At 61.8% G+C, this 13,443-nt stretch carries 9 protein-coding genes and 1 tRNA gene; 3 read left to right on the forward strand and 7 right to left on the reverse strand.

What is annotated here, in order from left to right:
- The first annotated feature begins 18 nt into the window (after positions 1-18).
- On the forward strand, positions 19-660 hold the full coding sequence (locus DFO46_RS19045) for a DNA-3-methyladenine glycosylase (RefSeq protein ID WP_120278567.1): 642 nt from the start codon (positions 19-21) through the stop codon (positions 658-660).
- Between the two features lie 173 nt (positions 661-833).
- Complete coding sequence (locus tag DFO46_RS19050; RefSeq protein WP_062282563.1) at positions 834-1,391, forward strand: HNH endonuclease; 558 nt, start codon at positions 834-836, stop codon at positions 1,389-1,391.
- A gap of 78 nt (positions 1,392-1,469) precedes the next feature.
- On the opposite strand, the gene DFO46_RS19055 is transcribed toward DFO46_RS19050, so the two are convergent.
- Both DFO46_RS19055 and DFO46_RS19060 read right to left on the reverse strand, forming a co-directional pair.
- On the reverse strand, positions 1,470-1,985 hold the full coding sequence (locus tag DFO46_RS19055) for a disulfide bond formation protein B (RefSeq protein ID WP_110791077.1): 516 nt from the start codon (positions 1,983-1,985) through the stop codon (positions 1,470-1,472).
- An 11-nt stretch (positions 1,986-1,996) separates the two neighbouring features.
- Positions 1,997-2,578 carry a YqaA family protein gene (locus tag DFO46_RS19060; protein WP_110791076.1) on the reverse strand — a complete coding sequence of 194 codons (582 nt, stop codon included), beginning with the start codon at positions 2,576-2,578 and terminating at the stop codon, positions 1,997-1,999.
- Between the two features lie 178 nt (positions 2,579-2,756).
- Between DFO46_RS19060 and DFO46_RS19065 the strand changes: the two genes are divergently transcribed.
- Positions 2,757-2,841 (forward strand) — tRNA-Leu (locus DFO46_RS19065).
- 116 nt (positions 2,842-2,957) lie between these two features.
- Here DFO46_RS19065 and DFO46_RS23780 read toward each other — a convergent pair.
- The 5 genes from DFO46_RS23780 to DFO46_RS19085 form a co-directional block, all read right to left on the reverse strand.
- The gene (locus tag DFO46_RS23780; protein WP_147412780.1) at positions 2,958-3,767 is read right to left on the reverse strand and encodes a hypothetical protein; all 810 of its coding nucleotides are present in this window, start codon (positions 3,765-3,767) and stop codon (positions 2,958-2,960) included.
- Between the two features lie 252 nt (positions 3,768-4,019).
- The gene (locus DFO46_RS19070) at positions 4,020-8,126 is read right to left on the reverse strand and encodes a tandem-95 repeat protein (RefSeq protein ID WP_120278568.1); all 4,107 of its coding nucleotides are present in this window, start codon (positions 8,124-8,126) and stop codon (positions 4,020-4,022) included.
- A gap of 138 nt (positions 8,127-8,264) precedes the next feature.
- Positions 8,265-9,275, reverse strand: coding sequence for an alginate lyase family protein (locus DFO46_RS19075; protein WP_120278569.1), 1,011 nt, complete (start codon positions 9,273-9,275; stop codon positions 8,265-8,267).
- 110 nt (positions 9,276-9,385) lie between these two features.
- Positions 9,386-10,636 (reverse strand): SEL1-like repeat protein, encoded by a 1,251-nt coding sequence (locus tag DFO46_RS19080; protein ID WP_120278570.1) that lies wholly within the window; start codon positions 10,634-10,636, stop codon positions 9,386-9,388.
- The gene (locus DFO46_RS19085) at positions 10,620-13,397 is read right to left on the reverse strand and encodes an SEL1-like repeat protein (protein WP_183041957.1); all 2,778 of its coding nucleotides are present in this window, start codon (positions 13,395-13,397) and stop codon (positions 10,620-10,622) included. Before DFO46_RS19085 ends, DFO46_RS19080 begins: the two co-directional genes overlap by 17 nt.
- Positions 13,398-13,443 lie beyond the last annotated feature (46 nt).

A 13,443-nucleotide genomic window follows, 5' to 3' on the forward strand; every position in this document is an offset into this window, starting at 1 on the left:
AAAAGGGGAGGGGCGCCGATGATCATCCGCAACGAGGCGGATCTGGCCGAGGGGCTCGCCCAGCTTCTGGAGCGCGACCCGCGACTGTCCGCGATCGCCGACGGCTGTGGCCCGCTGCCGCTCCGACTCTCGCCGCCGGGCTTTGCCGGGCTCGCCTCGATCATCGTGTCGCAGATGGTATCGCGAGCGAGCGCCGATGCGATCTGGCGGCGGATGACGGCGGTGCTGGGCCTGCGACCGACGGCCGAGGACTTCCTCGGCCTGCCGCCCGAGGTGGTCGCGACCTTCGGCCTGTCGCGCGGCAAGCTGGTGGCGCTCGAAGCGGCGGCGAAAGCGGATCTCGGGGGCCCCTTCCGTCTCGATGAACTGGCTTTTCTCCCGGCGGACCAGGCGATGGCGGCGCTCACGGCGTTGAAGGGGGTCGGTCCCTGGACCGCAGAGGTCTACCTGATGTTCTGCGGCGGCCATCCGGACATTTTTCCGGTGGGCGACGTGGCCCTCAGGATTGCCGTCGGGGCCGTGTTCTTTGGCGGTGCGCGGCCGCAGCCTGAAGCCGTTGCCGCCGTTGCAGAGGGCTGGTCCCCGGTGCGCTCGGTCGCGGCGCGGCTGTTCTGGGCGCATTATGCGGGGCTGACGGGCAGGGTTGCCCTGCCGCGATGATATGTCGCCGGACATGACTTTCGGCATGTGCAAAGCCCGGAAAACAAGGGGGTTCGGCCGCATAAACGGCCGCGATAAAGCGACGCGGCGCGTCCTGAAAATTCAGGCTTCACAATGCTGTAACAACGGACCTAATATAGAAGGGCAGATGCCGAATCGATCAGGAGTACGCCTTGACGATTGCAGTTTCTCCCCAGGCCCTGCCGGCGCTCGTCCTGAATGCCGACTACAGGCCACTGAGTTATTATCCCTTGTCGCTCTGGTCCTGGCAGGACGCGATCAAGGCGGTCTTCCTCGACCGTGTGAACATCATCGCCGAGTATGAACATTCCGTCTGCTCGCCGAGTTTCTCGATGCGGCTGCCGAGCGTGGTCAGCCTCAAGACCTATGTTCAGCCGACCCGGAACCCGGCCTTCACCCGCTTCAACGTCTTCCTGCGCGACAAGTTCGAATGCCAGTATTGCGGCTCGCCCGACGACCTGACCTTCGACCACGTCATCCCGCGCGCCCATGGCGGCGAGACGACCTGGGAAAATGTCGTGGCGGCCTGCTCGCCCTGCAATCTGCGAAAAGGGTCCAAGCTGCCGAAACAGGCGCAGATGTTCCCGCATCAGAAGCCTTACCGGCCGACGGTGCAGGACCTGCACAACAATGGCCGGCTGTTCCCGCCGAACTACCTGCATGAAAGCTGGGTCGACTATCTGTACTGGGATACCGAACTGCAGCCGTAAGCAAGGGGCAGGCGGGGCCGTGCTTAGGCTTGTCCCGTGAACGACCGGCGGCTTGTCCTGCCGGCCTTCGTTTGCTGCTTATGCAGCCCGCTTGCGGACAACGCCCCAGATCGCGAGGGCGGCCAATGCCGCGCTCGTCAGCACGTTCCAGCCCGCGAAAGACAGGCCGAGGACCCTGAGCGTCGCTTCCGTGCAGGAGGGCGCCTTGGTGGCGTTCAGCGCATCCAGCACATTGACCGGCGTGTCGCCGCCGGTGGCGCCGATGGTGCAGCTCGCGGGTCCCTCCCAGAATTTCCACTCGACACCCGAATGATAGATGCCGAGCCCCATGCCGACCAGCATCAGGGCTGCGATGGCCAGAAACAGCAGTTTCGTGACAACAGGCGGCAGGCGCAGGATCGAGGAGAGCACGGCCGCCAGACCGACGCCGATGCCGATGTAATAGGGATTGCGCTGCATCAGGCAGAGCGCACAGGGAATATAGCCGCCGATATGCTCAAAGCCGAGGGCCGAGCCGACGACCAGAGCCATGCCAAAGGTCAGCAGGATCGCAAGGGCTGTATCGGAACGCAGGAATGCGGGATGGGTGTTCATCGCGATGACTTTCAGAGGATGACCTTGACCAGGTAGAAGCCGCCCAGGAGCAGCACCATGAAGAGGGTGAAAAGAAGGCCGAGATATTTTTCGATGAAGAGCCGGATCGGTTCGCCGTAGAGCTTCAGCAGGAAGGCGACGAGCACAAAGCGCGCGGCGCGGCCGATGATGCTGACGATGGTGAAGACGAGAAAGTTGAGGCCGGTGGCACCCGAAAAGATTGTCAGGACCTTGTACGGAAAGGGTGTGACGGCGGCAAACAGGACACCCCAGCCGCCCCAGCTGTTGTACCACTGCGCCACCTGGTCGAAGGCGTCTTCCTTGCCGTAGAGGGCGAGGATCGGCCGGCCGATGGCTTCGAAGAGAAACATGCCGATGGCATAGCCGAGAAAGGCGCCGAGCACGGACGAAACCGTGCAGACCACGGCAAGCCGTAACCAATGGTCGCGCCTTGCGAGCACCATCGGGATCAACAGGACATCGGGCGGGATCGGAAAGAACGAACTTTCGATAAAGGAGACGCCGGCCAGTGCTTTTTCGGCATGACGGGTGCCGGCCAGTGACATGGTCCAGTCGTAGATGCGACGCAGCATGAGATATTCCGTGGCGAGATGTTCGGGCGTTTTATGGGACCGCGCCGCGCCTGTAAATGCTCCCGCTGTTTCCCGGTCCGGAGCCCCGGAACATTTGCGTGATGGACCTCGACCAAAAAGGCTGTTGACCGGAGCCCAAGCCTTCGTATAGTCCGGCGCTGTCATCCGATGCTCATGTGCCCCGTTGGCGGAATTGGTAGACGCGCCTGACTCAAAATCAGGTTCCGAGAGGAGTGCTGGTTCGATTCCGGCACGGGGCACCACTTTGCGACGCAGCTCCGCAATCCAGTGAAGTATAATATGCTGTTTTTCTGATTGATTTTCAGTGAATTATTGGAGAACGTATTCGCTGTTTCTATGCGATTATGTATTGCGCATTCTATCTAAAAAAATATCTGAATTGATCAGTGACTAAATTTGTATACCAGTGCAAATGCCGGAGTGTTTTTTCAAGTCCCTCAAATCCGTATTTCAGTTGCAATACAACGGAAGCCTCAAAATTGAATTCCCCGGCTGCTGAATGGACTGGCTTATTTGTTTTGTGTTCTATGACCACAGTTCCTATTGCTAGAGGGCCAAGATAAACTGTGATGTCGGGCGGGACATTGGACGAAGCGTCTTCTTCTGAAAAAAATTCAACTCGACTAGATAAATTTATGGACTCAGATGGAATTATTGTTGGAAATATGGGTATGCGATGTTTGTCATTGTTGCTTAAATCTCTAAGCAATACAAGGGGATCTGTATTTGGATTTCCTTCCACGTCTGGTTTGAGTCGTTGAAACGGCTGTAATTTTTCAATTAATATAACTGCATCTAAAGGTAATTGTTGCAGATATTTTTTGGCTTGTTTGGAGAACTCTTCATGAGTTTCGCAAATAGGAAATTGAATTGAATTCCTCTTTGCGGGTGGGTCTAGAACTATTCTGGCTAAAGCATATACTAGATTGTCCAATGCAGTTCGCAAATTGTGTATGCATTCTCCTGTTATCAGTCCAAATTTCTCCAAATATTCTATGTTCGATATATTCTCAATAACTAATCTTGTTCCTAATCTGCCTTCGCGCATTTCTAAGCGTGCTTTTATAGGTTTTGCATCACCCCATTCTGATATTAATTTTGATAGTTCATTTATCTTCTCTTCAGCTCGCCGAATTTTCAGTTCAACTGGCGATATGAAGTTTTGCATATTTTTGCCTGTTTCGACTATTGCTGGCTTAGCTTGTTGCGTTCAATAAAGATAAATAATCCAGCCCTGATTTTTGAAATCCAGTGCTGGCTTTTATCGTCACGAAACAAATGTGTAGCCCAAAATTTCGTCCTCTACGACACTCCAATTCTGCTCTTACATTCTGACATGCTTGAAATGGGGGATTGCTTCGCAGCGCACCCCTTCACCGGTCTCACCCTTCACTTACAAAGACCGCCCGGCTCTTTCGGTTCACACCAGCGTGGTGTCCTCAACGACGAAGTCGAGATAGGTCATCGCGAGGTTCTTCGAGATGGTGGCGAACTGGATGGCGGCTGCGCCGCCGGCGCCGTCGGCATCGTAGAGCAATATGCCGGAGGTCTTGTTGTAGATGATGTGGTCGTTGGCATCGAGTGCCTGGGTGCCGGTGACGAATTCCGCCGCTGACAGCTGGCCCGTTGACAGGGCGGAGAAGATCGCCTTGTCGAGCACGATCGTGTCGTCCACCACCTTGAAGTCCTTGATGGCATCGACATTCGCGGCAGAAAGCGCCGTGGAGAAGACGAAGCTGTCCTTGCCGTTGCCGCCGGTCAGCGAATCCTTGCCAAGCCCGCCGTCGAGGCGGTCGTCGCCATTGTTGCCGGTCAAGGTGTTGGAGGCGGCATTGCCGATCAGCACGTTGTTGAACTCGTTGCCCTTGAGCGAGACCGAGGATGTGCCGGTGGCCTTGACATATTCCACTTCGGAACCGGCCTGCAGCGTATAGGACGCGGTGGTGATGACGCGGTCGTAACCCTCGCCGACAACTTCGATCACCTTGTCGCCCGAGGCATCGACATAATAGGTGTCGTTGCCGGCATGGCCATACATGGTGTCGGAGCTCTTCAGTCCGTCGATCGTGTCATCGCCAGCGCCGCCATGCAGGATATTGCTGCTGTTGGTGCCGGTGATGACCTGGCCGGTCGAAGGCGGCGTGACGGAAATGGTGAAGCTCTGGGCGGCACTGGCCGCTCCAAGCGGATCGACCACCTTGTATTGGAAGGTGAAATCGCCGGTGGCGCCCGAAGCCGGTGTGTAGGAGAAGCTGCCATTGGGATTGAGCGTCAGGCCGCTCAGCCCGCTGACGAGGGCATAACTGATGGCATCCCCATCAATATCCGCGCCGGTCGGGAGGTTTCCGGTGATCACGGTGTTGGTCTGGCCGCTGGCTGCATTGCCGGCGACGGCGGCTGTCGGCGCGTCATTGACCGGGACCACGGTGATGGTGAAGGCCTGCGCGGCACTCTGGGCGCCGGAGGGATCGCGGACGGCATAGTTGAAGGTGACAGGGCCGTTGGCATTGGCGGCGGGCACGTAGGAGAAGGTGCCGTTTGCGTTCAGGGTCAGACCCGCCACAGTGCCGACCTGGACATAGGTGAGTGCATCCCCGTCGATATCACTGCCCGTGGGCACCGAGCCCGTGATCGTCGTGTCCTCGTTGCCCGAGGCCGTGTTGCCGGAGGAAGCGGCTGTCGGGGCGTCGTTCACGGCGTTGACCGTGATGGTGAAGGCCTGCGCGGCACTCTGGGCGCCGGAGGGATCACGGACGGCATAGTTGAAGGTGACAGGGCCATTGGCATTGGCGTCGGGCACGTAGGAGAAGGTGCCGTTTGCGTTCAGCGTCAGACCCGCCACAGTGCCGACCTGGACATAGGTGAGCGCATCCCCGTCGATATCACTGCCTGTGGGCACCGAGCCCGTGATCGTCGTGTCTTCGTTGCCGGAAGCCGTGTTGCCGGCAGACGCGGCGGTCGGGGCGTCGTTGACCGGATTGACCGTGATGGTGAAGGTCTGGGCTGCGCTCTGCGCGCCCTTTGCATCGACCACCATGTAGGAAAAATTGACCGGGCCCGTGGCATTGGCCGGCGGCTGGTAGGAAAAGCTGCCATTGGCGTTCAGCGTCAGGCCCGATACGGAGCCGACCTGGACATAGGTGAGGGCGTCGTTTTCGGCATCGCTGCCAGCCGGTACGGATCCTGATATCAGCGTGTCCTCGTCGCCGCTCGCGCTGTTGCCGGTGGCAGATGCCGTGGGCGCCGTGTTCTGCGGAATGACCACGTCGGTGCCGAAACCGTAGTCCTGTGCGGAGAACGCAACTTCGCCGACCGGCGTCTTGATGCGGAAGGTCTCGGTATAACTGCCGTCCTGGACCATCCAGTTGCCGCTGCCGAGATCGACCAGTACGGCGGCCGAGGAGAAGCCGGTGAAGACGATCGAATCCCCCAGCGCAGCCCCCTTGCCGGTGAAGTCCTCGATGACATCGCCGGCGAATTCGCCCTTGCGCAGAATGAAGGTATCATTGCCGGCATCGCCATACAGCTGGTCCGCGCCAAGCCCGCCTTCGATGACGTCGTCGCCGTCCATGCCGTGGATCTTGTTGACCCCGTCATTGCCCTTGATCACGTTGGACAACTCGTTGCCGGTTGCGTCGCGGTTGAGCGTGCCGGTCAGCGTCAGGTTTTCGAGATTGGCGCCGAGTACATAGGTGAGCGAGCTGACGACGGTGTCGATGCCTTCATCGGCAAGTTCGATCACGGTGTCGCCGGTGTGGTCGATGACGTAGGTGTCGTTGCCCTTGCCGCCGGTCATGCTGTCGGCGCCGGCCTTGCCGTCGAGCACGTTGTTGCCGTCATTGCCGATCAGCGCATTGGCGGACGCATTGCCGGTGCCGTCGAGATTGCCGGTGCCGAGCAGCACGAGTTTTTCCACTTCGGTGGCCAGCGTGTAGCTGACCGTGCTGTAGACGGTGTCGTAGCCGCCCGCGCCGAGATTGTCCTTCTCGACGATGGTGTCGCCGACATTGTCGACGAAATAGGTGTCGTTGCCATCCCCGCCCTGCATCAGATCGGCGCCAAGGCCGCCATCCAGGATATCGGCGCCGCCGAGGCCCTCCAGTTCGTTGGCGAGTGCGTTGCCGACGATCTCGTTTGCCAGCGCATTGCCGGTGCCGCGAATTGCCGTGCCGGTGAGGAAAAGATCCTCGACATTGGCCGACAGGGTGTGGTTCAGCGAGGCGATGACGGTGTCGTGGCCGGCATTGAGCTGCTCGGTCACCACGTCGAGCGAATGGTTGACGATGTAGATGTCGTCACCGCCGAGACCGGCAAAATTGTCGCCGCTCGCGGTGCCGTAGAAGATGTCGGCGCCTTCGGTGGCGGAATGGGGCGGGATGAAGATGTCGCCGCTGACTTCGCCGGTCACCGTGTTGCCGTAGACGACGGTGCCGGACGGGTTGTCGGCGGTCGAATTGGTCGTTTCCTCGCGAATGCCATAGCGGGCCCGGACGGCGCCGTCGGCATAGATGATGTTGTCGTAGATCTGGGTGTTTTCGGAATAATAGGTGCGCGACGGGCTGACGGCCGTATCGACCCGCAGGCGGATGTTGATCTCGTCATAGACGCCGTTGGCTTCCTGCGAGTTGTTGTAGACGGTGTTGTCGTGGATCACCGTGTTGGTGGCGCCCTCGATGCGGATGCCCTGGCGCTTGTTGTCGTGAATGTCGGCACCGGTGACCGTGACGTGGTCGGAGAGCTTGATCAGGATGCCTTCGCGGGCGTTGGCGTAATATTCGCCACCGATGACCATGATGTTCGCGGGCCAGGGAATGGTGTCCTGCCCCTCCGGGAAGATGTCGCTGCGCTGGGTGACGAGGCCGGCACCGCCGTTCTGATAGGCGGTGTTGTTCTCCAGCACGAGATCGTTGCTGCTCGTGGTGATGTTGAAGCCGTGACGAACATTGTTGTAGGCAATGTTGTTGCGGTAGATGCCGCCCTCGACATAGTCGGCGACGAAGCCGTCCTTGCCGTTGTCGTGCGAGATGCAGTTCTCGACCAGGAGATCATAGGTGATCTCGTGCGGATTGACGCCATAGGCATTGCAATTCATCACCTCGACGCCACGGATGGTGATGTCCTGATGGATGAGGCCATTGCCTTCCTTCACCCCGGTGATGATGCCCGCCTGATGTTCGATATTGTTGGCGCGGTTGCCGTCGATCGTCAGGTTCTCGATCACGACATTGCTGGCGTTCTGGTCGACCGGCGTGCGGATCATGCCGTTGATGCGGGCATCGAAGTGATCGACGAGCTTGAGCACGGTTTCGCCGATACCGGCGCCGGTCAGCGTCACGTTCGAGCGGACTTCGATGCAGCCATCCGAGGAGTTTGCCGGGTTGCCGGTCATCAGGAAGGTGCCGGCCGGGATGTAGACGGTGCCGCCGCCGGCGGCATAGGCCGCATCGATGGCCGCCTGGATGGCTGCACTGTCGACGGTGTCGTCATTCGGGGTTGCGCCATACTCCAAGACGTTGAAAATTGCCATGTTTTCCCCATCGCCCCCAGGGCCGTTTCCTCAATTCCTCCGAGTTTAAGAGGGGCGCAAAGGAAAGGATATAAACGCAGATCAACGATGGGAGGTTTTATTTGAGTGGAGAAAACTAATATTTGAATGAGTTGAAAATCAGAAGTTTTTTACGTCGCCGGTCGTGCCCATGTCCTCAAGGCGTGGCGGAACAAGCGCAATGACTTCGAGATGGCGCGGGGAGGGCGTGCGCTGCTCAAGCCCCGTGCGCCGCGCGAAGTCGCGGGCGCTGGCCTCTCCGCGCGAGATCAGGCGATAGAGGCGGTCAAGCCGGTCCTCGCAGGGGAGCGGTCTCGATCCCGAGGCCGAAAGGCGGATGGCGAGGCGCGCGAGCGCGCCATAGGCATACAGGTGATACTCATAGGCGCGATCGGCGCGTGCGAGTTCAAGGGGCAGGTAACCGAGGGTGTCGACCTGGCAGGCGCCGATGGCGAAGGCGTCCTTCGACCATTCCCGCATGGGCTTTTCGCCGAGGATTTCGGCAATCTCGGCGACGGCGATGCCGGCGAGATAACGGTGATTGTTGCGGCGTGCGGTCGGCCCGGCCTCGCCATCATAATAGGCCATGGTCTGGCGAGCGAGTGTGGCAAGCCAGGCGCGGATCTCGCCTTCGCCTCGCAGGTCCTGGCCGCGGGCCTGCAGCGTCATGACGATGCCGGCGATATCGGAGGTGAAACGGTCGCGGCTCAGATTGGCGTCCGAGGTCGCCATGTCGGTGAGCGCGCCTGTCGCGGCCCAGTGGCGCAGGGTGGCGATGGTGCAGGCGGTGGATTGGGGGGTGCCATTGCGGCGCGCCTCCTGCGCGAGGTTGCGGATCGCGTTGGTGACCGGCGCCAGCTGGTCTTCCCGGCGTTGCCGGGCCGCCGGATCAATCACCGATTTCGAGGCGATCGACTGGTCGTATTTGGATGCGGTCGCCAATCGGCGGGGTAGATCTGGCAAAGATCGGCAGGCATCAACCGACGGTATCGTCCGTGTGCGCAGCGCGATCTCGACCGGCTGCGCGGCGGCTTCCGAGGTCACCTCTGCGGATTGGCCGCTCGACGGCCCCGCCATGAGCAGCGCGGCGCCGAGAAACAGACAGAAACGGCGGGCGATCTGCGTTGCCAACACGAAACTCCGGAACGAATTTCATGTCGGTATAAAGATGAAGGCTTACCCCGCACTTAATCTCAGACTGAAAATACAGTGTAAGATCATCATTTCCGCTCTGAAACAGGTCAGTTTCTTGCCGTTTCGACAATCTCGCGAGCATCGGCAACGGTCAGCGGGCCGAATTGCTTGGCGGCCTGGGCGGCGAGTTTGTTGCCGCCTGCGGCAGACAGGACCAGATAGGCGCGCGCGAGATCGTGCTGCTTGCTGTCGCTGGCATCGCCAAGCAGGATGAGCGCCAGCCGATACTGGGTTTCCGGGTCTCCGGCCCTGGCGGCCGCTTCGAGATGGGCCATACCCTTTTCGCGCATCTCGCCGGTCGCCGTCGCGCCGAAGAGGTAATGGGTGCCGAGCGCCAGATTGGCGGATGCGACGCCGGCCTGCGCCTTGTCCTCCAGGAAGGTCATGATGCGATCCGAAAGCGGCGGCTGGGTGACGGTCAGCAGGCGGCCGAGACCCTCATAGGCATCCGGATCGGCGGCGGCTGCTGCCTGGAAATAGAGATCGGCGGCCTTTACCCGCGCGGGTTCGGTGCCGCTTTCCTCGTAGTGGCGGGCGAGGAAGATCGTGGCGCGGACATTACCCTTTTCGGCCAGCGGCTGCAGCCATTCGAGCAGTTTCTCGTCGCCGTTCTCCATGGAGCCGGCCAGTTTTCGATAGGCGCCAGCAGCATTCAGCTGGCCGTTCTTGTCGAGCGAAACGGCACGTTCCAGCCAGTAGAGGGCGAGTTCCGGCTCTTCGCGTCCGGGATGCATCAAGGCCTTGCTGATTTCCAGCATCTTGCGGCTGCGCTGATCGGACGGCACCTTGGCGAGCAGTTGATTGGCGCGCTTGGTGTTGCGCTGGACACCCCAGCCCAGGGCATAGGCGAGAGCTGCATTCTTCGAGGCGCTGAGATTGCCGCTGGCGCCGCCCTTGGCATACCAGCTTGCCGCTTCCTTCGGGTTCTTGGGGCCGCCGATCCCGTATTGCAGCAGGATTCCATAGGCATTGGCCGCAGCGCTTGATCCCTGCAGGGCCTCGCTGCGCAGCAGCGGACGCATCTGGGCCGCAGCCTTGAATGAGCGCGGGCCGATGCGGACGATGGCGCGAGCGACTTCGCGAACCGCAACGCGATCACCGCGCAAGGCGGCGGGAAGGTTCTGCCGCAGCATGGTTTCGGCGCCGGCCGCCAAAGCCGGGGGTGTCACCGGTATTGTGAGGGCGATGGCCAAACCGAGGCCAAAGGCGAAGGCAGTGCGGACGAGGGTGGAGGCTGCACCGCGCAGGCGCTGCGAGAGCATCGGTGGTGCAGCCTGAAACTTACTGAACGAAACCATTTTCAAGTGCCTTCTGATGCCAGGTTTTTGCGGATTTCGGATCGGACTCGACGCCAAAGCCGAGGTCGAGGGCGATGGCGTATTGGAACATGGCTTCCGGATCGCCCTGTTCGGCGGCCATGCGGGTCCAGCTGGTGCTCTTGGCCGCCGAAACCTGGCCATCGATGCCGGAGGCATGGAAGCGCGCCAGGATCTTCATGGCGGCCACATCCTTGCGGGCGGCGGCTTCTTCCAGCAGGTGGATGCCTTCATCACGGTCTGCACCGCTTTGGGTGGCCAGCAGCATGCCGAGGCTGCGCAAGGCCGTGACATTGCCGGCCTCCGCTACCGATTTCAGGGCCTTCAGGGCTTCGGCATCGGCGCCGCCATTCGACAGACGCGCGAGTTCCGGCACGGCCGTCTGTTCGTCGGCCATGGCTGCGCGACGATACCAGTCGATGGCCTCGGCGTGGCGGTTTCCAAGCTTGCCGCCGTCATAGAGCCGGGCGAGCGCCAGCGTCGCCTTGCCATAGCCGGCCTCGGCGCTCTTGAGCAAAAGGCGGGCGGCCCGTTCGGCATCGTCGGGGGCTGCCGGAGAGAGACCGAGCACCGCCTGGGCGAGCGCGAAGATCTGGCGAGGCGCACGGGCGGTTGCGACGTGCTCGGCGGTGGTCAGCACGGCTGCCGCCGTCTTCTCATCGCCAAGCAGGCGATGCAGCCGTGCCTTCTGCGCCAGCGTGTCGATATCGCAGAGCAGGACGGTCTCAAGGCCGGTCGTGACCCGGTTCAGCACTGCCGGATCGGTCGGCAGGGCGGATAGAGCCTCCGCATTGCCGCGCTCGGCGGCACGGACGAGCCATTCGGCGGCTTCTGCTGCCGCTGCCTCGTCGGTCGCGGGCAGGTGCGCGAGCATCACCATGGCGTCCGTATTGCCGGCATTTGCGGCGCGTTGCAGCCGCTCGCGCGTCTCCCCGTCGATCGGCGAACCATTGCCGGATTTCAGACGGAGACGGGCAAGTTCGACATCAGCCGCCGGATCGAGGCTGGCCGACAGGGATTGCAACAGATCCGCGCTGCGCCCTGCATCTTCCCCAAGGCGGCCGTTGCGCAGGGCCTGGGCCAGAGCCAGACGCCCTGCGACCATGCCGTCGCCCGGCGCGCCGGCAGCCTCGATCAGGTTTGCCGCCGCCTTGGCACCGCTCTTGCCGGCATCCTTTCCGTCGCCGAGGATGGCAGCGGCACGTTCGACCATGGCGATGCGGTCGCCAAGGCTGGCTGCCTGTTCGAACAGCGTGGCCGCCTGCGCCTTGTCCCCGGCATCCATCGCCAGCCTGGCCAGCTTGCGCAGGGCCAGCGGATTGCCAACCGAGGCGGCCTTGCGCAGCAGTGCCGGTTGGTCGAGGCCGGTATCCGGCCGGCAGGCCGCGATGTCCGCGAGGGTCGTGGTGACCAGCGTCGAGCCGGCTGTCTCGGCCTTTTGCAGATGGGCGATCGCAGGTTCGACACCCCCACCCGACTTCAGGAGATAGCGGCCATAAATGGCTTCGGCATCGGGTGTGCCGGCAGCCAGGACGCGCTCGTACACGGCCTTTGCCTTTTGCGGGTCGGGTTTCGTTCCCTGCCCGGAGAGCATGGCATTGCCGAGGATGTCGAGCGTGAAGATCGAAACATCCGGCCGGGTGGCTGCCTGTTGCAGCACTTCCTGCAGGGCGGTGAAATCGGCCGTTGCGTTGAAATCACCGCGATGCAGGCGCGCGGCAATCAGGAAGGCATTGGGCTCGCCATTGGCCATGCCGAGCTGAAGCCGGCGACGGACGTCGTCGGTATCAAGGCCTGATGTCAGATCCTGTTCGGCGAGGGCCGCGAGCCCCGTTACCGAGCCGGCGTCGACCGCCTGGGCCCAGTATCTGCGTGCGGCGGCCGGATCGGCTTCAACGCCGCGTCCAGCGGAATAGGCGCGGGCCAGTTTTTCCAGGGCGTTGCGATGGCCCGCCTTGGCCGCGACCTCGAACCAGGCTATGGCGCGGGCCGGCCCGTCCGGCAGTTTTTTGTCGAGCAGGAACTGGCCGACCTCGGCTGCCACGGCGCAATTGCCCGAGGCAAGCGCGGTCTGCAGGTTGATCGTCGCGAGATTGGCGAAATGGGCTGCGGCTCCCTCGAACGGGGCGGGCAGGGCGCCCGACGCGTAGAGCGTGGACAGCTCAAGAGCTGCCATGGGTTCGCCAAAACCGGCGGCGATGCCGAGGTAACGCGGTGCATCCGACAGCGGCAGGTCGGGAAGTTCGCCGCGAGCAATCAACCGCCCGAGCGAGAGGGCGGCGTCTGTCTCCTGGGATGCCGTCGCTTCAACGAGCAGGCTCGCCGCGCGTTTCGGATCTTCCGGGCCCGCCCGGTCGTCGAGCAGGAGCAGGGCCAGCCGGCGCCGCGCTTCCAGGGTGCCGCCGGTGCCCTGGGACACCAGCATCTCCAGCATGCGCCGGGCCAAGGGCATGTCGCGCGCGACTTCGCTGCCGCCGTCGATGAAGCGGATGGCATCGGCGAAGACCTGCTGCTGCGACACGGGAACCGGGCCGCCGGTCCAGCCATACCATTCGAAGGAGAGCGGGGCCGGGGTCTCCGGCTTGCGGCAGATCCGGCCATAATCCAGCGCCGGGGGCGAAACCGGATAGGGAAGCGCTTCCAGCGCCGCCGTTGCGGCATGGCTGCGGTCGCCAAGGCCGGCGGTCGCAAGGACCACGGTCGCGAGCATCAGTCCGAAGCGGCGGATACGAAACCCTTGCATGTGCTGTCCTCCAGTCGCGTTGCTTGCGTGCATTGTTCTCGGTGTG

Origin of the sequence: Rhizobium sp. AG855, assembly GCF_003610655.1 — a bacterium.
GTDB classification, from domain to species: domain Bacteria; phylum Pseudomonadota; class Alphaproteobacteria; order Rhizobiales; family Rhizobiaceae; genus Allorhizobium; species Allorhizobium wuzhouense.

What these genes read in the sequence shown, in the direction of transcription:
- DFO46_RS19080 (WP_120278570.1), bottom strand. Translation starts at nt 10,636, where the DNA reads ATGGTTTCGTTCAGTAAGTTTCAGGCTGCACCACCGATGCTCTCGCAG.
- DFO46_RS19060 (WP_110791076.1), bottom strand. Translation starts at nt 2,578, where the DNA reads ATGCTGCGTCGCATCTACGACTGGACCATGTCACTGGCCGGCACCCGT.
- DFO46_RS23780 (WP_147412780.1), bottom strand. Translation starts at nt 3,767, where the DNA reads ATGCAAAACTTCATATCGCCAGTTGAACTGAAAATTCGGCGAGCTGAA.
- DFO46_RS19045 (WP_120278567.1), top strand. Translation starts at nt 19, where the DNA reads ATGATCATCCGCAACGAGGCGGATCTGGCCGAGGGGCTCGCCCAGCTT.
- DFO46_RS19085 (WP_183041957.1), bottom strand. Translation starts at nt 13,397, where the DNA reads ATGCAAGGGTTTCGTATCCGCCGCTTCGGACTGATGCTCGCGACCGTG.
- DFO46_RS19055 (WP_110791077.1), bottom strand. Translation starts at nt 1,985, where the DNA reads ATGAACACCCATCCCGCATTCCTGCGTTCCGATACAGCCCTTGCGATC.
- DFO46_RS19070 (WP_120278568.1), bottom strand. Translation starts at nt 8,126, where the DNA reads ATGGCAATTTTCAACGTCTTGGAGTATGGCGCAACCCCGAATGACGAC.